Source organism: Mesorhizobium sp. M0159, assembly GCF_040322295.1.
Classification (GTDB): Bacteria; Pseudomonadota; Alphaproteobacteria; order Rhizobiales; family Rhizobiaceae; genus Mesorhizobium.
In genome coordinates, this window is sequence record NZ_JAMYTF010000041.1 from 23150 (window position 1) to 42167 (window position 19018).

18 protein-coding genes are annotated in these 19018 nt (G+C 61.9%); 5 read left to right on the forward strand and 13 right to left on the reverse strand.

Features of this window, described 5'->3' with window-relative positions; all coding sequences use genetic code 11:
- Nucleotides 1-234: 234 nt before the first annotated feature.
- From NKJ32_RS27850 to iolG, 9 genes are all read right to left on the reverse strand, one after another.
- Nucleotides 235-1284 carry a Gfo/Idh/MocA family protein gene (locus NKJ32_RS27850; RefSeq protein ID WP_245274692.1) on the reverse strand — a complete coding sequence of 350 codons (1050 nt, stop codon included), beginning with the start codon at nucleotides 1282-1284 and terminating at the stop codon, nucleotides 235-237.
- 210 nt (nucleotides 1285-1494) lie between these two features.
- Nucleotides 1495-2499 carry a substrate-binding domain-containing protein gene (locus tag NKJ32_RS27855; protein ID WP_023676588.1) on the reverse strand — a complete coding sequence of 335 codons (1005 nt, stop codon included), beginning with the start codon at nucleotides 2497-2499 and terminating at the stop codon, nucleotides 1495-1497.
- 58 nt (nucleotides 2500-2557) lie between these two features.
- Nucleotides 2558-3658, reverse strand: a complete 1101-nt coding sequence (locus NKJ32_RS27860; protein WP_156937342.1) for an ABC transporter permease — start codon at nucleotides 3656-3658, stop codon at nucleotides 2558-2560.
- Nucleotides 3651-4391 carry an ATP-binding cassette domain-containing protein gene (locus tag NKJ32_RS27865; protein ID WP_352449986.1) on the reverse strand — a complete coding sequence of 247 codons (741 nt, stop codon included), beginning with the start codon at nucleotides 4389-4391 and terminating at the stop codon, nucleotides 3651-3653. Before NKJ32_RS27865 ends, NKJ32_RS27860 begins: the two co-directional genes overlap by 8 nt.
- Nucleotides 4392-4528: 137 nt before the next feature.
- On the reverse strand, nucleotides 4529-5653 hold the full coding sequence (locus NKJ32_RS27870; RefSeq protein ID WP_352568985.1) for a Gfo/Idh/MocA family protein: 1125 nt from the start codon (nucleotides 5651-5653) through the stop codon (nucleotides 4529-4531).
- Nucleotides 5643-6608 carry a hydroxyacid dehydrogenase gene (locus NKJ32_RS27875; RefSeq protein WP_352568986.1) on the reverse strand — a complete coding sequence of 322 codons (966 nt, stop codon included), beginning with the start codon at nucleotides 6606-6608 and terminating at the stop codon, nucleotides 5643-5645. Before NKJ32_RS27875 ends, NKJ32_RS27870 begins: the two co-directional genes overlap by 11 nt.
- Nucleotides 6608-7423 (reverse strand): HpcH/HpaI aldolase family protein, encoded by an 816-nt coding sequence (locus NKJ32_RS27880; RefSeq protein ID WP_023676593.1) that lies wholly within the window; start codon nucleotides 7421-7423, stop codon nucleotides 6608-6610. The genes NKJ32_RS27875 and NKJ32_RS27880 overlap by 1 nt, the downstream gene beginning before the upstream one ends.
- Nucleotides 7424-7433: 10 nt before the next feature.
- The gene (locus NKJ32_RS27885) at nucleotides 7434-8870 is read right to left on the reverse strand and encodes an NAD-dependent succinate-semialdehyde dehydrogenase (protein WP_352568987.1); all 1437 of its coding nucleotides are present in this window, start codon (nucleotides 8868-8870) and stop codon (nucleotides 7434-7436) included.
- A 3-nt stretch (nucleotides 8871-8873) separates the two neighbouring features.
- A complete protein-coding gene (gene iolG / locus NKJ32_RS27890; protein WP_352568988.1) occupies nucleotides 8874-9881 on the reverse strand; it encodes an inositol 2-dehydrogenase in 1008 nt (335 codons plus the stop codon).
- A 107-nt stretch (nucleotides 9882-9988) separates the two neighbouring features.
- On the opposite strand from iolG, the gene iolD reads away from it, so the two are divergent.
- The 3 genes from iolD (at nucleotide 9989) to NKJ32_RS27905 (ending at nucleotide 13698) form a co-directional block, all read left to right on the forward strand.
- On the forward strand, nucleotides 9989-11836 hold the full coding sequence (gene iolD / locus NKJ32_RS27895) for a 3D-(3,5/4)-trihydroxycyclohexane-1,2-dione acylhydrolase (decyclizing) (protein WP_352568989.1): 1848 nt from the start codon (nucleotides 9989-9991) through the stop codon (nucleotides 11834-11836).
- A gap of 125 nt (nucleotides 11837-11961) precedes the next feature.
- Entirely contained in the window at nucleotides 11962-12861 is a 900-nt protein-coding gene (gene iolE / locus NKJ32_RS27900) for a myo-inosose-2 dehydratase (RefSeq protein WP_352568990.1), read from the forward strand.
- Nucleotides 12862-12864: 3 nt separating this feature from the next.
- Nucleotides 12865-13698, forward strand: a complete 834-nt coding sequence (locus tag NKJ32_RS27905; protein ID WP_023676598.1) for an SDR family oxidoreductase — start codon at nucleotides 12865-12867, stop codon at nucleotides 13696-13698.
- 61 nt (nucleotides 13699-13759) lie between these two features.
- On the opposite strand, the gene NKJ32_RS27910 is transcribed toward NKJ32_RS27905, so the two are convergent.
- On the reverse strand, nucleotides 13760-14635 hold the full coding sequence (locus tag NKJ32_RS27910) for a MurR/RpiR family transcriptional regulator (RefSeq protein WP_245274693.1): 876 nt from the start codon (nucleotides 14633-14635) through the stop codon (nucleotides 13760-13762).
- A 163-nt stretch (nucleotides 14636-14798) separates the two neighbouring features.
- On the opposite strand from NKJ32_RS27910, the gene NKJ32_RS35580 reads away from it, so the two are divergent.
- On the forward strand, nucleotides 14799-15158 hold the full coding sequence (locus NKJ32_RS35580) for a DUF5996 family protein (RefSeq protein WP_502899070.1): 360 nt from the start codon (nucleotides 14799-14801) through the stop codon (nucleotides 15156-15158).
- A 352-nt stretch (nucleotides 15159-15510) separates the two neighbouring features.
- Here the strand turns inward: NKJ32_RS35580 and NKJ32_RS27920 are convergent, their stop codons facing one another.
- Nucleotides 15511-15843, reverse strand: coding sequence for a hypothetical protein (locus NKJ32_RS27920; protein ID WP_352829512.1), 333 nt, complete (start codon nucleotides 15841-15843; stop codon nucleotides 15511-15513).
- 315 nt (nucleotides 15844-16158) lie between these two features.
- Nucleotides 16159-16692, reverse strand: coding sequence for a hypothetical protein (locus NKJ32_RS27925; protein WP_352617480.1), 534 nt, complete (start codon nucleotides 16690-16692; stop codon nucleotides 16159-16161).
- 615 nt (nucleotides 16693-17307) lie between these two features.
- Here NKJ32_RS27925 and NKJ32_RS27930 point away from each other — a divergent pair.
- Entirely contained in the window at nucleotides 17308-17814 is a 507-nt protein-coding gene (locus NKJ32_RS27930; protein ID WP_352568991.1) for an alpha/beta fold hydrolase, read from the forward strand.
- Nucleotides 17815-18102: 288 nt separating this feature from the next.
- Here the strand turns inward: NKJ32_RS27930 and NKJ32_RS27935 are convergent.
- On the reverse strand, nucleotides 18103-19018 hold a 916-nt coding region (locus tag NKJ32_RS27935; RefSeq protein WP_352829514.1), incomplete at its 5' end, for an S-adenosylmethionine:tRNA ribosyltransferase-isomerase.

A 19018-nucleotide genomic window follows, 5' to 3' on the forward strand; every position in this document is an offset into this window, starting at 1 on the left:
CGTATTATTCCAATGCGTTCAGTCAAGCCAGCCGGTTGTCCGGGCTTTTCCGGCCTCGTGCGAGTCGGCGGCCGCCTGGATGAATTTCACCCAGCGCAGCCCGTCGAGCACGTTCGGAAACAAGATCGTGACTGCCTCCGCATGAACGGTTGCACCGTACAACGCGGTACGCGATGCCGTTTCGTGAGACGCTTCTCGCAATGAATCCTGGCCGGCTCCGCGGGCGAAAGCGCGTCAGAGAAGCAGCCGCTGGTCAGTTGTAGGCAAGATGCGGATCATATCCGCAGTAGGATGAACCTGCCGTGCCGGCGTGTCTATCTTCTGAGGCTGACCGGTGCTGGCGGCGCGCTCAATGGCAAGCAGGGCGCGCACGTCGGCAAATCCTTCTCCACCGTCGGCTTCAGGCGGTTGTGCATTCAGGATGCAGTCGGAGAAATACGCGGTCTGTCCGGCGAAATGGTCTGTCTGCGGGAACGCCTTTTCGGTTCTGATGTCGCCATGCCGAAGCTTCATTTGCACGGCAGTCTCGAAACGGAAGCCAGGGTCGGCCGTTACGCTCCCCTTCGTTCCGGCCACGTGGTAAAAATCCGAATTGTCCGCGCCGAAGCTGGCAATGAACTGCGCAAGCCGGCCCTCGGGGAAGCGCAACGTCACGGCAATGCTTTCCTCTACCTCCCCGACTGAGGCGCTGCCGAAACTCCTTACCGCGACTGCCTCGATCGGCTCAGTGGCAAAGATATGGCGCGCGGCATTCAGGCAGTAGACGCCGATGTCCTGCAAGGGACCGCCCCAATAGGCGGCCTTGAGGCGGTGATTGTCGGACGACGCTACGAAGGAGAAGACCGCGGCAAAGATGCGGGGATCGCCGATCTCACCGCTGCGGATGCGCTCCAGGACCTCGACAGTGCCGGGCTCGTTGTGCAGCCGATACGCCGTCATCAGGTACGCTCCGCTCTCATTGGCGGCGGCGATCATCGCCTCGCATTCCGCCTCGGTCGTGGCCAGCGGCTTCTCAACGAGCGCGTGCTTGCCGGCTCTCAGGGCTCGGATCGCATAGTCGGCATGCATGGAGTTCGGCAATGCCACGTAAACTGCATCGGCGACGTCCGATGCGAGCATCTGGTCGTACTGCTCATAGCTGAAGACGTGTTCCACGCCGTAGAATTCGGCGAGCTTGGCGGCGTTTTTGGCCGAGCCGCTGACGATCGCCGTGATTGTCGAGTTTCCGGTCTGGGACACACCGGGCATAAAGGCTTCCTGTGTGATCCAGCCCGCGCCCACCACGGCATATCGTATCTTTCTCAATTGCTCCTCCCGAATGGGATCACTCCCGGCACTCGTCTAAAAATGGTCACGCCGTGGCCAGCGGAGCGTCTCTGAGGCCTGACGGCAGCGGTCGATTTGAGCCAGTCGCTCGATGGGTCTGTTGTCGCCTCTCAGGGGCAAAGGCGGGCAAGAGTCATCCCTCGCCCGCCGCAGAGTTGCGCCCCCCGCCTACTTTCCGATGCAGGTGTCGGCGGTTTCGGGGGTGCAGACGTCGAGACCGGTGTAGGTCGGGTCGGCCGGCGCGGGCTTGCCGTCCTTGATGTCCTTCAGCGCCAGCATGGTCTTGTAGCCCATTTCGAACGGCCGCTGTCCGACCTGGCCGAGCGACAGGCCTTCCTTCATCTGGTCCATCTGCACCGGCAGCGTGTCGGCGACGACCAGAGCCAGCTCCTTCTTGGCGATCTTATCCTTGTACGGCTCGACCGCAGCGCGATTCGCATCCGGTATGAATTGCGGAAAGCCGCCTGTCGGCACGAAGGCGTCGAGGTTTGGCGTCTTCGCCATGAAGTCCTGGAACTGCTGAACCGACAGAGGGAAGTCGTCGTTGGTATAGAGAGGGCAGCCCGGTGCTTCCGTCCAGCCGTTCTGGCCGGTCAGGGCATCACCTGGCGAGGCGGCCGACTCCTTGCCGGCCAGCGTATCGCGTATACCCTTCATGCGCTCATTGTGGTTGGCCGCGGCAGCTCCGCCCGACTGGATACAGATGGTGCCGCCTTTCGGCTTGATGGTCTGCACGATCTTGGCGAGGTTGACGCCAATTTCGTAATTGTGCGTGCCGATATAGGCGACACGCAGGTCCTTGTTCTCCGGTAGCACATCCGAGTCCCAGGTAAGCACGGGAATGCCCGCTTCCTTGGCGGCCTGAAGCGCGACGGCCATTGCCGCGGCGTTCGACGGGGCGACGGCGATGCCGTCGACCTTCTTGGCCACCAGGTCCTGCACGATCTGCACCTGCTCCTCGCCGCCGCCATGCTCGCCGGGGCCGATATACATGCATTCGATCGCGCCGCTGGATTCGGCTTCGGCCTTCTTGCAGCCGTCACGAGCCTGGTCGAAGAAAGGATTGTTCATGTTCTTCGGCACAAGGGCGAAGACGTATTTCTGCTGGGCATAGGCCTGCCCTGCCATCAGCGCGGAAAACGCCACGGCCGCCGTCAGAATGTATTTTTTCACCTGTTCCTCCACTTTGTTTTGACGTCCACTATCCCCGACGGCTTGCGGCCGCCGGATTCTATTTGCGCTTCCAGGTAAACATACCCTCCAGCGTCGCCCGCAGCGACTTGCCCGAGGTCTGCATGCCGAGAAGCACGGCAAGAATGATGAAGGCCCCGACAAAGGCGCCCTGCCAGTTCGAATCGATCCCGGCCATCAGCAGCGCGTTGCGGATGACCTCGAGGAAGGCCGAACCGATCACAGCGCCAAACGCGGTTCCGTAGCCGCCCATCAGGCTGGCCCCCCCGATGACGGTGCCGGCGATCACCCTCAACTCGTAGCCGGTTCCCATCGCGTTGATGGCCGAGCCGCTGTAGCCGAGCAGCAGCAGGGACGCGATCGATGCGGTAAATGCGCAGAAGACATAGGCCTGGAATTTGATCCAGTCGACGGGGACGCCGGTCATCCGCGAGGCGTTCTCGTTGCCGCCGATCGCGAAGAGGTGGCGCGCCCAGGCGGTGAAAATGAAGACGGAGCCGACGATGAGCGCGAGGATCACCATCACCCAGAACTGCGAGGACAGTTCCGGGATCCAATGAGGCACCCAGCCGTCAGGCGTGTGCCTCGGCCATTTGGCCTGGCCGATGGCCTTGACGATCGGCGCATCGGGTCCGAACTGGTAAAGCATCTGGTTGCCGGACAGCACGACCGCCAGCGAGCGCGCGATCGACAGCATGCCTAGCGTCACCACGAAGGACGGCATGCCGATATAGGCCACGAAGAAACCGTTAAAGGCTCCGCAGGCGATGCCTGCGAGCAGACCCGCGCCAAACGCCACATACCAAGGCTGGTGCCAAGTGAGCAGCAGGCCGGCGACGATCGCGACCAGCCCCATCACCGAGCCGACCGACAGATCGATGCCGCCGGTGATCAGCACCACCGTCATGCCCAGCCCCATGATGGCGATAGGTGCAAAATTGCGGGTGGTGTTGGTAACGTTGTCGACCGTGCCGAAGCTGGGCTCCAGCCACGTCATGAAGACCACCAACACGAAAAGCGCGATCGCGACCCAGAAGGCCTGGCTGGCGATCATCTTCTGGAAAACGCTCTGCTCTATTATGCCGACCACATCACCGATGGACGCATGGCCTTCCTTCAGCATGTCGCTCTGGCTATGCATCACGGATCGCTCCCGTAATTAGGCCGGTGATCTCCTCCGGCGATGTCTTCTCCGTCGCCTTGTCGGCCACTTTCGAGCCGCGTCTCAGCACGATGATGCGGTCGCAGACCGCGAACACATCGGGCATGCGGTGGCTGATCAGCATTACCGACACATTTTGCGATTTGAGCCGCCGGATCAGCTCCAGCACCTCGGCTACCTGGCGGACCGAAATCGCCGCGGTCGGCTCATCCATCAGCACGAGCTTGGAGTTGGATAGCCGGGTGCGGGCAATGGCGACCGCCTGCCGCTGGCCGCCTGACATTTTTTTGACCAGATCGCGCGGCCGCGTCTCCGACTTCAGCTCCGCGAACAGTTTTGCCGAGCGGTTGATCATCGCCTGCTTGTCGAGCACGCGGAGCGGCCAAAACCCCTTCTTAATCTCGCGGCCGAGAAAGACATTTTGGGCGGCCGTCAGATTGTCGGCCAAGGCCAGATCTTGATAGACGACCTCGATCCCTTCGCCCCGTGCCTCGATCGGCTTGTGGAAATGGCAAACCTTGCCGTCCACCGCGATTTCGCCGTCGGAGGGTGGGAAGTTCCCCGCAATCAGCTTCACCATGGTCGATTTGCCGGCACCGTTGTCGCCCATCAGGCCAACCACCTCGCCGGCAGCAACCGCGAAGCTAACATCTGACAAGGCGCGGATAGCACCAAAGCTTTTCGAGACGCTTCGTACGTCCAGCACAGACACATTCTCCTCCCTGTGCGACGTCGACTTGAGCACTCAGCCGACGTACCTCTCTCCGGCTGCAATCTATATTGCAAAATGTACAAACATGCAATGTTTATTTCAGACGCATGCGGGGCGGCGACCAACTCTCCCTCGCATCAGTCTGTTCGCAGCCACTTGCTCTCCCGGGCCGAGCCCTGAATTGCCTCCACGAGTTCCTGGATGCGTTGGCCGGCCCGGAAGCCGAAAGACTCGTCTCGCTTCCCGGCGATCGCATCGACGAACCGCGCAATCTCGATAGCCTTCAGATCGTTGAAGCCGAGCTGATGGCCTGATGCGACGCAGAAGAGTCCATAGGGATCGTGATCCGGACCGGCCTCGATGCGCCGAAAGCCACGCCGGCCGCCGGGATCGGCCGTGCTGTAGAAATGCAGCTCGTTGAAGCGCTCCTGGCTGAAGACGAGCGCCCCCTTGGTGCCATAAACCTCGAAATCGTGCTGCATCTTGCGGCCGGTGGCGACCCAGCTCGCTTCGATGCTGCCGGATGCACCATTGGCAAAACGCAGAAATGCGCGACCGATGTCGTCGACCTCGATGGTCCGGCGCCCGCCTCGGCCATCCGGACGGCTCGCTATGACGGTGACGGAATCGCCGAGGACCCGTTCCACCGAGCCAAGCAGAAACTCCGCCGTGGCCAGAGCATGGCTGCCCAGATCCGCCAATGCGCCACCGCCGACAGGATCGTGCCGGAAGGTAAATGGGCTTTCCGCATCCGCCATGTAGTCCTCGGCGTGAATGCCGCGATAGCTGCGGATCTCGCCCAACTCGCCCGCGCGGATCATCTGCCGCGCCAGCGCGAGCAGCGGGTTGCAGAGATAATTGAACCCGACCTGCGTCCTGACGCCGGCCGCTTCCGCCGCCTCGGCCATCCGTCGGGCATCCGCCGCAAGGGGCGCCAGCGGCTTCTCGCAATAGACGTGCTTGCCGGCGGCAATGGCGGCGAGCGCCATCTCCTTGTGGAAGCCGTTCGGCGCCGTGATATCGATCATATCGATCTCCGGGTCCTCGACCAGACGCCTCCAGTCCCCGCTCGCCCGCGCGAACCCCAAGGCCTGCGCCGCCTGCGCGGCGAGGTCCTCGGTTCTGTCCGCAACCGTGTGGAGCACCAGTTCGTAGGGAAGATCGAAGACACGTTGTGCGGCAGCAAAGCCGAACACATGGGTCTTGCCCATGAAGCCGGTGCCGATCAGGCCGATTCTGAGTTGAGGTTTTTCACCGGCCATTCAACTCGGCTCCGTTTACCACCAGCGCTGAGTCGATCCGCCCGGCGAAAAAATCGAGCACGTTCTGCACGGACGAGATTGCCATGCGCTCGCCGCACTCGGCGGTGAGCCCGGCAATGTGCGGCGTCAGAATCACCTGGTCGAAGCCGAAGAGCGGATGGTCCGCGGCGGGTGGTTCATCGTCGAAGACGTCGATACCGGCCGCTGCGATGCGCCCCGCTCGCAGCGCCGCGATCAGCGCCGCCTCGTCGACGATGCCGCCCCGCGCTGTGTTGATGAGAACAGCAGTCGGTTTCATCGCCGAGAGTTCCACGGGGCCGATCACCGGGCGCTCGGCCTTGGGTACGTTGACGGAGATCGCATCGGCCCAGGCGAGTCCCGTTTGCAAATCGCTCACCGGCGCGACCGGCCCCTCCGGCCAGCCTTGCCTCTCAAGGAATGGATCATAGGCACGCACGTCCATGCCGAATGCCGCCGCCATGCGCGCCAGGTGGCGGCCGATCCGGCCGAACCCGAGGATCAGAAGCCGCTTGCCCGAGAGTTCGCTTGGCTCCAGCCGGTTGCGCCAACCCCATTCGTTACCGCGCACCGAACGATCCGCTCGGATCAGCCGCTTGGTTGCCGCCAGCAACAGCATCATGGCGTGCTCGGCCACCGACACCGAGTTCACATCGCCGACTATCGCCAGCGCGATACCACGTTCGTTGAGAGAAGGCAGATCCACAGCGTCGTAGCCGACGCCATGGCGCGAGACGATCTTCAACCTCTCGGCGCGTGCGACGGTCGGAGCCGACAAGGGCTGGGTGCGAATGACGAGGCCATCGGCCTTGCCGATCAGAGGTGCGTAGCTTGGTTCGGAGACATCTTCGACATAGTCGTAGGTGACGCCGGGCGACGCATCGAGAAGTTCGATGCCGCTCGGATGAAGTTTTCCGGCGACCAGAACGTGCGGCATCAATAGCCTCCCTTGCCGGCTTCAAGAGAGGCGGGCTTCGCGCCGGTCAATTCGCGAAAGCGGGCAACACACGCCTGGGCCGCTGCTGCGAGCAGGCGGGAGTCGCCTGACACGGTGGTCATGTCGAAACCCCATTCGATGGCACGTGCGGCGTAGTCGGCCGTGCCGCAATGGAGCGCGGCGCGTTTGCCGTTCCTCTTGCAGGCTGCAACGATCGTCCGCAGAGCGGCGATCATGTCAGGCTCCTCGCGATCGAAGGACGGCGCGAGACGCCCCTGGTGCAGGCTGAAGGTCAGGTCTGCGGGACCGACATAGATGCCGTCGAGCCCTGGCGTTGCGGCGATCGCATCGAGATTGCGCATCGCCTCGGCGGTCTCGACCATGGCGAAAGCCAGGATCTCGTCATTGGCTTCGGCCGCGTAGTTGGCACCTGCCGAGAAGTTGGCACGCGTCGGCCCAAAACTGCGCTGGCCGGCCGGCGGATAGCGCAGGTAGCTGACGAGCTGAGCCGCCTGTTCCGGTGTGTTGATCATGGGACAGATCACGCCATAGGCGCCGGCATCCAGCACCTTCATGATGATGCCCGGCTCCAGCCACGGCACGCGCGCCATGGGCACCACCCTGGATGCACGCATCGCCTGGAACATCGGAAGCAGCATCGAATAGTCGAGCGCGCCGTGCTGGACATCGATGCTCACGCTGTCATAGCCCTGCGCGGCCATGATCTCGGCGGTGAATGGACTGCCGATCGAAAGCCAGCCATTGATCGTGGGCCGCCCTTCGGCCCAGATCTGCTTGAGCTCGTTCTTGATCAAGGCGGCCTCCTCAGAACACAATCTGCGCAAGCTTGGTGTCGAGGTAGTCACCGATACCTTCGCTGCCGCCTTCGCGACCCATTCCGGAATATTTCGTGCCGCCGAACGGCGCTTCCGATGCGGCGAGAGCGAAGCTGTTGATGCCCACCATGCCTGCCTTCAGCTCGGCTACCGTGCGGCGCGCACGCTTCGGGCTCGACGTGAAGGCATAGGCCGACAATCCCATTGGCGAAGCATTCGCCCGCTCCAGCGCCTCCTCATCCGAGGAAAACCGGGTGATCGCCGCGATCGGCCCGAAATTCTCCTCGGCAAAGACCCTCATGTCGTCGGCAACATCGGTCAGGACCGTGGGCTCATGAAAATGGCCGGCATTGAACGCCGCAACCCGATGGCCACCCGCGACGAGCTTCGCACCGGCTTTCATAGCGTCGGACACGATGTCTTCGATCTCGGAAAGCCGGCCGGCATTGATGAGCGGGCCCATCTGCACGGATGGGTCGAGCCCGTCGCCCAGTTTCAACGCTTTGGCGCGTTGCACAAAGCCCTCGACGAAGGCGTCGTGCAGGCTTTCGTGGACGAAGAAACGATCCGGTGTGACGCAGACCTGGCCGGAATTGGCGTATTTGGTCGGCACGGAGACGTTGAGCGCGGCATCCAGATCGGCGTCGTCGAAGACGATCAGGGGCGCGTTGCCGCCAAGCTCCATAGACACCTTCTTCACCGTGTCGGCAGCATCGCGGATCATCTGCTGGCCGACGCGGGTCGAGCCGGTGAGGGACACCTTGCGCACCGCCGGCGAAGCCATGATCGGCGCATAGGTCGTGCTCGTGGGCCCAACGACCAGGCTGACGGTCCCGGCAGGAAGATTGCAGGCGCGGATGCAGTCGACCATCAGCATCGCCGTCCCGGGCGTCTGACTTGACGGCCGGACGATGGTCGAGCAGCCAGCGCCAAGCGCCGGCGCCACCTTGCGGGCGACCAGTGCCGCCGGAAAGTTCCAGGCGGTGAAGGCGGCTGCGATCCCGACAGGCTCGTGCAGAACTTCGAAACGACCGCCGGGCACGCGCGATTCGATGACGCGCCCATAGATCCGGCGGGCCTCCTCGGCGTACCAGCGGAACTGATCGACCGCCAGCCCCCATTCGCGCTCGGACTGGGCAATAGGTTTGCCGGTCTCGCTGGAGATCATCCGCGCGGCTTCGTCCTTGCGGCGGATCATCTCGTCCGCGATAGCATGCAGGGCGGACGCGCGCTCAAAACCACCCTTGGATTTCCATGCGGGAAACCCACGGGCGGCGCTAACCAGCGCCTCTTCCGTGTCCGCGCGGGTGGCGACCGGAGCCTCGCCCAGCGGCTTTTCCGTCACCGGGCTCGTCACCGGCGCCGTCCCGCCGTCGGATGCCTTGCGCCACTTCCCGTCGATGAACAGTCCGTAGTTCGCGTACATGGCTTATCCGATCTCGCTGACCTTCACGAAGCGGCCTTCGACCGCCGATTTCATCGCCGCTTCGGCCAAGACCAGAGCGCGGCGCCCGTCCTCGAAACCGACCAGCGGCGGCTCGGCCTTCTCGACGCAGGTGACGAAGGCGTCGATCTCGGCATCGAACGCTTCGCGGTATCGCTCGATGAAGAAGTCGAGATAAGGCGCGGCGGCTTCGGTTTGCGCGACCGAGTAGCGGCGCAGTTCGTGAGGCTTCCTGTTGCCGCTGATCACCATGCCGGTGCTGCCCAGCAACTCGACGCGCTGGTCGTAGCCATAAGTGGAGGTTCGGGAGTTGTTGATGTGGCACTGCTTGCCGCTTTTGGTCCGCATCACGACCATGACGCTGTCGTAGTCGTTCAGCTCCGCCATCATGGCCGGGTCGATCAGCCGGCCACCGATGGCGAACACCTCCTCCGGCTCCTCTCCCAGCATGAAGCGGGCGAGGTCGAAATCGTGGATCGTCATGTCGCGAAAAAGCCCGCCCGCGACCTCGTAGTAGGAACGGGGCGGCATGCCAGGATCACGCGAGGTGATAATAACCTGGTGCAATTCGCCGATCTCGCCGGATCGTACGGCGTTCCACGCCGCACGATGACCGGGATCGAAACGCCGGTTGAAACCGATCTGGACCGGCACGCCCTTGGACAAAATTGCTTCGGCGCAACGGTTCACCCTTTCCAGGCTGAGATCGATCGGCTTCTCGCAGAGCACGGGTTTGCCAGCGGCCACCGCCTTTTCGATGTAGTCGGCATGCGTGTCAGTCACCGTCGCGACAAGGACCGCATCTACATCTGCCGAGGCAAATACCTCGTCCGCGGATCCCGAAGCGCGAACGCCGTGCCGCGCCGCGACAGTCTCCGCGGACGATTCGTCGATGTCATAGACGGTGGCTAGTTCCGCACGAGGATGTGCGGCGATGTTTGCCGCATGCATCCTGCCAATCCGACCGCAGCCGAGCACAGCTATCCTGAGCAAGAAGTCCTCCCGGTTTGAATTTTTGCAATGATCGTTGCAAACATATTGATTTGTCAATGGGCATTCCATATAGATTTGGAAAGACCGTCGTTAGGGAGGAGACAAAGATGACCAGGGCCACCGTCCGTCTGACCATGGCACAGGCGCTCGTGCGCTATCTGTGCAACCAGTTCACGGTCGTCGACGGCGAGAAAGTTCCGCTTTTTCCGGGAGTCTTCGCCATCTTCGGGCACGGCAACGTGACGTGCCTTTCTGAAGCACTCGAGGCGGTGAAGCACGTGCTGCCGACCTGGCGCGGCCAGAATGAGCAGTCGATGGCGCTTGCAGCGATCGGCTTTGCAAAGGCGAAGCGCCGGCGCCAGATCATGGTTGCGGCGACCTCGATCGGTCCGGGTGCGCTGAACATGGTGACGGCGGCGGGTGTCGCCCATTCGAACCGGCTGCCGGTGCTGATGCTCTCAGGCGACACCTTCGTCAGTCGCCGGCCCGATCCGGTCATGCAGCAGGTCGAGCACTTCGGCGACCCGACCATCAACGTCAATGACGCCTTTAAGGCGGTCACGCGCTACTGGGACCGCATCGTCCATCCCGAGCAGATCATCTCGTCGTTGCCGCAGGCGGTTGCGGTGCTGCTTGATCCGGCCGATTGCGGGCCTGCCTTCATCGCTTTGCCGCAGGATGTGCAGGAGATCGCCTGGGATTATCCCGAAGCCTTCTTCGAACAGACGGTGAATGAGGTGCCACGCCCCCGGCCCGATCGCAGCCGGCTCGCCGAAGCGACGCGCCTCCTCAAAGGCGCAAAGCGGCCGCTGATCATCTCGGGTGGTGGCGTGCGTTATTCGGGTGCCGAGAAGGTTCTTGGCGATTTCGCCAAAAGGCATGGGATCCCGCTCGCGGAGACGATTGCCGGCAAAGGCACGGTTACGCACGACCACCCCGCGCATGTCGGACCGATCGGCATCGTCGGCTCAACCTCCGCCAACGCGCTGGCGGCGGAAGCCGACGTGATCATCGCCGTCGGCACACGGCTCATGGACTTCACCACCGGATCCTGGAGCGCCTTCTCGGCCGACGCAAAGTTCGTCTCGATCAATGCCGCACGCTGGGATGCCACCAAGCACCGGGCGCTCGCCGTCGTCGGCGACGCGCTGGAGACGGTGAGCGAACTCGAAGGTGCCCTCGGCGACTGGAAAGCGGAGAGGGCCTGGACAGACAAGGGTCGCATCGAGTTCGCCAAGTGGAACACGATGCTTGACGGCTTCCAGAAGCCGACCAACGAGCCGGTCCCGACCTATGCGCAGGTCGTAGGCGTGGTGAACGCCAAGGCGGGCGAGCGTGACCTGCTGATCACCGCGGCCGGCGGACTGCCCGGCGAGGTGATGAAGAACTGGCGGGTGAAGGAACCCAACACTTTCGACTGCGAGTTCGGCTTCTCCTGCATGGGTTATGAAATCTCTGCCGGCTGGGGCGCGGCCATGGCCGACCCTACCCGCACGCCGATCGTCATGATCGGCGACGGCACCTACATGATGATGAACTCCGACATCTATTCGTCGGTGCTCGCCGGCCACAAGATGATTCTCGTGGTATGCGACAATGGCGGCTATGCGGTGATCAATCGGCTGCAGAACGCCAAGGGCGGCGCCTCCTTCAATAACCTTATCAAGGACTGCCGGGTCAAGGAGCCGTTCTCGGTCGACTTCGCCAAGCACGCGGAAGCCATGGGCGCGCTGGCGCGGCGTGTCGAAAGCCTTGCCGATCTCGGCCAAGCGATCGAATGGGCGAAGACCACCGACCGAACCACCGTCATTACCATCGTCTCCGACGCCTTCAGCTGGACGCCCGGGGATGCATGGTGGGACGTCGGCGTGCCCGAGATCAGCGGGCGCCAGCAGGTCCGCGACGCGCATGCCGCGCAAACCGAAGGTCGCAAGAAGCAGCGCGTGGGTGTCTGAACCGTTCGGGCGCGCGGGGGCGTCCCCTGCCGGAACGATGCAAAACTCCCTGAGCATTGTTCCGGCAGTTTTTTGTCGCTGCGCAGGCAGCCAGCAGCATTCGAAAATCATGATTGGAGATGACGATGAGAGCCAAGCTTGGCATCGCGCCGATCGCCTGGTGGAACGACGACCTTCCCGAACTGAGCGACGACGTCTCGCTGGAGGAGTGCCTGCGGCAGGCCCGTCAGGCCGGCTTCACCGGCATGGAGACTGGCCGCCGCTTCCCGATGGACGCGGCGGTGCTTGAGCCCATCCTGAGGCAGCATGCCATGAGCGTCTGTGGCGGCTGGTTCTCCGGCCGCTTGCTGGTCGGCAATATCGATGAAGAGAAGGACCGCATCGCCGCGCAGATGGAGTTGTTCAAGGCGACCAACGCGCCCTGCATCGTCTATGGCGAGACGGGTCGCACCATTCAGGGCGACCGCGGAACGCCGCTGGCTATGCGCCCGCGTCTCGACGACGATCAGATCAAGGCCTACGGCCGTAAGCTCACCACTTTCGGCGAATGGTGCGCGGGTCAGGGCATGCCGATTTGCTACCACCACCACATGGCCGCGCCGATCGAAAGCGAACAGGACGTCGATCTGCTGATGAAGCATTCCGGCGAGGGTCTGCCCCTGCTCTACGATGCCGGCCATATGGCCTTTGCCGGCGGCGACGTGCTGCGGGTGGTGGACAAGCACCACGCCCGGATTTCGCATGTACACACCAAGGACATCCGCCAAGCGGTCGTGGACGGGCTCGACCGCAGCCGGGAAAGTTTTCTCGACGCAGTGGTAAAGGGGGCCTTCACCGTACCCGGTGACGGCTCGCTCGACTTCGAGGCGATCGTGAAGCGGCTGGCCTCCTACGGTTACGAAGGCTGGTTCGTCGTTGAAGCCGAGCAGGATCCCGTCAAAAGTCCGCCACTCGAAATGGCGAAGATCGGGCATAAGGAATTGCGGCGCGTCATGGCCGCGGCTGGCTACACTGTGGAGAGCTGAAGTATGAATCGCATGGATGGAAAGGTCTGCGTTGTCACGGGTTCAACGCAGGGGTTGGGAGCGGCCATTGCGCGCCGGCTGGCGGAAGCCGGCGCTGCCGGTCTTGTCACTCTCGGCCGCAACGAGGCGAAGGGCCGTGCCGCGGCCGAGGCGATCACGCACGACACCGGCGTGCCTGTCCACTTTGTCAAGGCCGATCTCGGCAAAGTCGAGGATTGCCGAAGCGTGATGGCGGAGGCCGAGCGCGTTTATGGCAAGATACATGTGCTGGTGAACGCCGGTGCCCGCACGGACCGTGGCACCATCCTCGATACCTCGCCCGAACTTTTCGACGCCCTGTTCGCCGTCAACGTGCGCGGACCCTACTTCCTGATGCAGGAGGCCATCCGCCGCATGATCCGCGACGGCATTGAAGGCGCCATCTGCAACATCGGCTCGATCTCGGAACATGCCGGCCAGCCTTTCATCAACGTTTACTGTGCCACTAAGGCGGCGCTGGCGACGCTGACCCGCAACACGGCGTTTTCCGTCATGAAGAACCGCATCCGCGTCAACCAGCTGGATGTCGGCTGGATGGCGTCTGATAACGAGCGAGAATTGCAGGCGAGTGAGACGGGCGATCCCAATTGGGAAGCGAAAGCCGTTGCGAACCTGCCCTTCGGCCGGCTGGTCGATCCGGCCGAGGCCGCCCGCACCGTCAACTTCCTCGTTTCGGACGATGCCGGGCTCATGACAGGTGCGGTGGTGGATTACGACCAGACAGTCCTCGGTGCCGCATCCGGCCCCATGGCCGTGCCTGAAAAGGCGATGGCGCTCTCGCCTTCCGACACTGATTGAGAATCGACGGCCGGCGGTCCGAAATTGCTACAATGAGGCCAGGTTTCGCGGTTCGCAGTCCCTACCGCTCGGTAACCGTTGGAATGCGGGGATCGACTGCGTTGTTCTGAAGCCTGGCCGCCAAGGCCACGGTCAAAGCCTGCGCAAGACACATAGGAGCTGCCAGCGAGCGCGAGAAAGTGTATTCGTGCTCCGGTACGGCGAACAGAACGCGCGCGCTCTTGGCCAATGGAGACAGCGTGCTGTCCGAGATCGCCACGATGGGTACACCTCTCCCCACGGCTTCTTCCACAACATTGACGACCTCGTTCGCATAGAAGCGGAACGACACCGCAAACAGCAGGTCCGTCTTCCGCATCGCGCGGGCCATATGCGTGGCCAGTCCGCCGCCCGGATCCAGGAGCACGCAGCGCTTACCTAGCATGGTCAGTATATAGCGAAGGAGTTCGACGACCGGTGCCGAGCGAAGTTGTCCCATCAGATAGATGACGTCGGCCTTCTCGAGCAGGCTAACGGCTTCTGCCAGATCCTCGGGTTGAAGATCGGTGAGCATCTCTTTCAGGGACGCGATGTCACGGACGACCAGGTCGTGCATCAATCCCATCTCGCTGCGATCTGTCCGCTCCCCCAGTTCCTTCTCCAACGCCTTGACGCGGGCTTCGAAGCCGGGAGCCGCGGTGGACAATCGTTTCTGGAAGAGGCTCTGCAGGTCCTTGAACCCTTCATACCCCAATGCTTGGGCAAATCGGACGAAGCTGGACGCGTGAACGCCGCTGCCTTCCCCGATCGAGTTCACCGATCGCACCGCGACGTCATTCGGATTTTGGGTGAGGTACAACGCAATCTTCTGGTACGACTTGCTCATCCCATCATACCGGTCGTGTATCACGCGGATGAGATCCTCATAGTCCTTGGGAGCCTCGACCTTCTCGTCCACGATGCACATCCTTGCAATTTTTGTTGCATGATGGCGTCTTTGAAGGTTTTTGACCAGCAGAGAGTTGTCAACTCTGTTATCGGGTCTGTTATCGGGTCTGTTATCGGGCCACAAGTTGTGTGCGCACCGCGCGTCCGCGCACCAAGAGGGCTGCGACAGCTCCGTGCGAAGGAGAAGCGTCAGAGGAGCAGCGGTTTCGGACAGGCGTAGGAATAGAAGGCCGGAAAGTCGACCGCTCCACCGCCCGACCAAAAGGCTTCGCGGCGGCGAAGATCTTTGCCGACGCCGCCCACTACGACTTGGAGAATTCCTGCTGCCGTATGCGATCCGCAGAGTTACCGATCCGGAACCAAGCCTCATGGTCGTCCTGGAGAGCACATATCGCGCCGCCGCAGACCTCGCGGACTGGGATTCAGCCGGTCTCGAATGTGACGGTTTCGGCCCACCGGCCAAGAGGACGCGCTCCGCGCGCTCGCGGTCACGCTTGCGGATCTTGATGGTAGGCTGTGGCGTAGATTTGTAGATTGGAAAGGGATCGGCAGCTCATGCTTCGCAGTTTCGCTCAGCCCGGGGCCAAAGCCTTTTCTACGCTAAGGCGCGATTTTGCACACCAGCGTGCGACTTCTCTCTGTCCCTCGATCCGCTTCGCTTCCACTTGAATGGTTGTAGCAGCCTAGTCCGGTTTCGATACGCCCGCGTTCATCTCTTGGCGGAAACTGCTCCTGCTCATGTAAAGATAGGCGCCGTAGAGCAGCATCCCAATCGCCGCAACAGGCTCTTCAAAGAGCCGAACCATTTGGTCAGCAAAACTCTCTCGTCAGTCATCGCTCAATGCCCCCACAGCGCCACCGTAATGAGCTCACCGCGCATAGCCTTCATTCACGGTTTGCTATTCGCAGCGCCCGAATCGAGGTGATTTTTTGCGCGATCTGGAATGGGTGCTCGCTCGTATTCATAGCAAGCCATTCGATCTTCTCCAGCTCGCGTTCTACTAGATGCAGATGCTCGTATCTCAGCATGCCATTCAGCAGCCCGAGTACGTCGCTGTAGCCGTACTGCTGGTTCCTTTCGAGCACCCGGTTCATGTACGAGCGCCGGAATATGTTGTCGACGAGAGCAGGCTTGAATTCATAGCGCTCGTATACCGTTTGGAGCGCGTCTTCGAGCCGGTTGAGCCGCCACAACGCGTATACGATGAGGTAAGACACGCCGTAATACTCGCGATCCCTATCGAGGCGGTCCAGCAAAAGTGACGGAACTTCGCCAAGCGATCTTCGGGAAGCTTTGAGGCGTACTCAACGATCGCATCGCCAATCTCAGAGACGATCTTCGGCCCGCTCTCGACCACGATGTCCTGCCGCTCGGAAGCGCGGTCGGACGCCCACCAATCCTGGTAGATCGACTTTATCTTCGCGTTCCCCTTTACTGCCGAAATGGTCCCCAGCCCGCCATGCTGGCGACCGTGCCGCGCATAGCGCCCAATCTCCTCTTTCAGGAGCGACGCCAGAGCCTTCTCGTCTTGGTCAGCGATCTCTGCAATCGGAGTTGAGTTTCGTCGTCTTGACGCGTTGGCGCTCGGGCTTGTATTCGATGCCCCGTTTTCGCGTCCGATGCCCGTTGTGATCGACGAATGTGAAATCGTAGCGTTTCGTGGCCTTCAGGTGATGCTTCCTAGTGGGGACCATGAAGTGCGTGGAAATCGGGACCGTCGCCTTTGGCGGGATGACAGGTTCGCCATCGTGCGCCCTCGGCCCATCCACAATGAGATCGCCCTTGACACGTGGTCGGTCGATTTCCACCCCCACCATACGCAGAGGACGGTCGCTGTTGTTAGTCAGCCACCAATCGTTTTGCAGTTGAAGGAGGAATGTACCATCCGACTGTCTCGCCAGATGCCACCTGTTCTCTTTCGGTCGTTCGGTGATAGTCGGGCGCGACGCCCAGCTCTTCACGACGTCGGGTACGAAGGGCCTTCCTACCCGTTCAATGAACTGCACGATCGCGGCAGTAGCCGACGAAGACTTGGGAATTGCTTCGTCTTCGTTATCTTGCGACATCTGAATGTCCTACCGCCAACGCCACCACGGCACAATATACAAGACGGCGAGCATTGCGTAAGCGATTTGAAGCAGGGTCATCGAGGTCGCTCCGTTGGACGATGACCTAGCCATTTATCGAAGATTTTTTGTCATGGGTGACAAATCCTTTGTCACGCACGACAAATCTTTTTCCGAAATCCGGAAAGATCGCGCTGCGGTTCAGTGCCCTCCCATACCGAAGAACGCGATGGGGTAGCCAACGAAGGCAATGAACGCGCCCGCGGCGAGGCAGAGATAAGCGATCTGGAGAAGTGTCATAAGCGGCATCCTTTGTTGCTGCTTACTCTATAGCGCTCCGCAAACCGTGTTGCGTTTTATGGTGACACGCTCCTGTCATTCGACGGCAAGCGCAAACACAGGCGCGCAGTACGTGCGGCAACTGAACGGCGAATACGAGAAACACTACGCGCCAATTTCATTGACGCTAGACAGGCCAATACGACGCGTACGAACAAACACTAGCCGATGGCGCTAGCCGCACTAGCGAACGAACACTGCATTGTCCGCAATGACGAACTCAATGCGTCGAACGACGCTAAGCACCGCGAACTGTCATATGGTTAGCGCAGACACTTGATTGACCAATTAGGCCAATTGGCGATTGACAGTGCATTTGATAAATGCGCCGAACCAACGGCAATTAGCAATGCTAACGTTGACATCGCCCTGATGCAGCACCTTGGATTTGATCGCTTCGCAATCGCCGGGCACGATCGGGGAAGCCACACCGCCTTTCGGACTGCTATGGATCATCCCTCCGCGGTGACACATCTCATCGTGCTCGATGGCGTTCCTATCCTCGAAGCGCTTGAACGATGTGATACACGCTTTGCAACCGCGTGGTGGCATTGGTTCTTCTTCGCCCAGCAAGAGAAGCCGGAGCGCGCTATCAATGCCGATCCCGATGCTTGGCATGGTGGCTCCGCCGAACAGATGGGCCCAGAGGCCTATGCCGATTACAGCGCGGCCGTTCACGATCCGCGGGTCATTCACGGAATGATAGAAGATTATAGGGCAGGTATCACGATAGACCGTCTGCACGACGCGGAAGACCGAGAGGCGGGCCGCCGTATTGAATGATGGTTCTGTGGTCGCTGCGTGATGACCTTGAGCAGCTTTACGGCGATGTTCTCGAAGTTTGGCGACCGTGGACGGCGGCGAGACAGCAGGGGAAGGCCCTGGACTGTGGTCACCACATGGCTGAGGAAGCACCGGATGCGCTCGCGGCCGAAATCCTGCGATTCTTGGGACCCTGCTAGGCTCTGCCTGCCGTGGCACGTATCGAAGCATTGACGCCCGGCAAGCCATGTTGTCCGCTTCGCCCGCAATGCGGACCCAATGTGAGGGCTTCGGAACTTCGACTTTGGGTCAAATGCCGAATTTGGTCCGCTGTAACATAGCTCCGACTTCCTTGCGCGCCGAGCACGAAATACCACCGATCCTGCCGACATCATGGCACACCTCGAGTAAAGCCTTCGTCTCGAGCCCCTCGCCCCGATTTTGTTCGCGCGATAGAAGCGGCGGTTGGCGATTAAGCAGCATGGAATCGCCGAATTCATGCGCGCGGTAGCGGTAGGCGGCAAAGGCTGTGGAGGCCTTGGCGAGCAGAGCATCGTCGGCAAAGGCGCGCAGGAGCTCGAAATGGCTTTCGCCGGGCTGGTGGACGCCTGTGAGAATCGCATCGACCACGCGAAGCCGCGTGCCCCGCGCGATGCGCCCTGTCGCAATGCCATTTCCGGCACGCACATTGCCGCCGGGATTGGCGGCTGCCTCAAGTGCGCGCACTACGCTCGTGCCGATCGCAATGATGCGGCTGCCGCGGAGCTTCGCCCGCGCGACCTGCGCCGCGGTGCGCCCAGGGATGCGGTATGGCTCGTCGAAGGGAAGGCGCGAGTCGAGCGCGGGATCGCCGGTGGAAGAGACGCCCGCAGCATGCGTGAGGGTTGCAAAGCCAACGTCGTGCCGACGCCAGGCTTGGAGCGTGCGCCAGTCGAGCGCGAAGCCTGCCGACGGCGCCTCGAACGCGACCGGCCCGGCGGCAATCTTCGTCCAAACATCCCACAGTGCCAACGGCTCGGGAACATGCGCGTATTGGATCGGCCGGCCGTAGTGCGCCAGTCCTGCAAGCACCGCTGCGCGGTTGCCTGGGAAGTGCAACTCGAGAAGGCGTGGATGGTCGAGAAGGCGCTCGACGACGGCGTCAAGCGAGCCGAGCCGGAGGCGATCGCCTGGTGACAGCGGAGGTGGAGGCAGCCGGTCTTCCGTGCGCGTGCGGTGATCGCCC

Bases quoted from the DNA above. Each gene is read 5' to 3' on its own strand.
- NKJ32_RS27860 (WP_156937342.1), bottom strand. From the start codon at position 3,658: ATGCATAGCCAGAGCGACATGCTGAAGGAAGGCCATGCGTCCATCGGT.
- NKJ32_RS27870 (WP_352568985.1), bottom strand. From the start codon at position 5,653: ATGGCCGGTGAAAAACCTCAACTCAGAATCGGCCTGATCGGCACCGGC.
- NKJ32_RS27875 (WP_352568986.1), bottom strand. From the start codon at position 6,608: ATGCCGCACGTTCTGGTCGCCGGAAAACTTCATCCGAGCGGCATCGAA.
- NKJ32_RS27885 (WP_352568987.1), bottom strand. From the start codon at position 8,870: ATGTACGCGAACTACGGACTGTTCATCGACGGGAAGTGGCGCAAGGCA.
- iolD (WP_352568989.1), top strand. From the start codon at position 9,989: ATGACCAGGGCCACCGTCCGTCTGACCATGGCACAGGCGCTCGTGCGC.
- iolE (WP_352568990.1), top strand. From the start codon at position 11,962: ATGAGAGCCAAGCTTGGCATCGCGCCGATCGCCTGGTGGAACGACGAC.
- NKJ32_RS27905 (WP_023676598.1), top strand. From the start codon at position 12,865: ATGAATCGCATGGATGGAAAGGTCTGCGTTGTCACGGGTTCAACGCAG.
- NKJ32_RS27925 (WP_352617480.1), bottom strand. From the start codon at position 16,692: ATGTCGCAAGATAACGAAGACGAAGCAATTCCCAAGTCTTCGTCGGCT.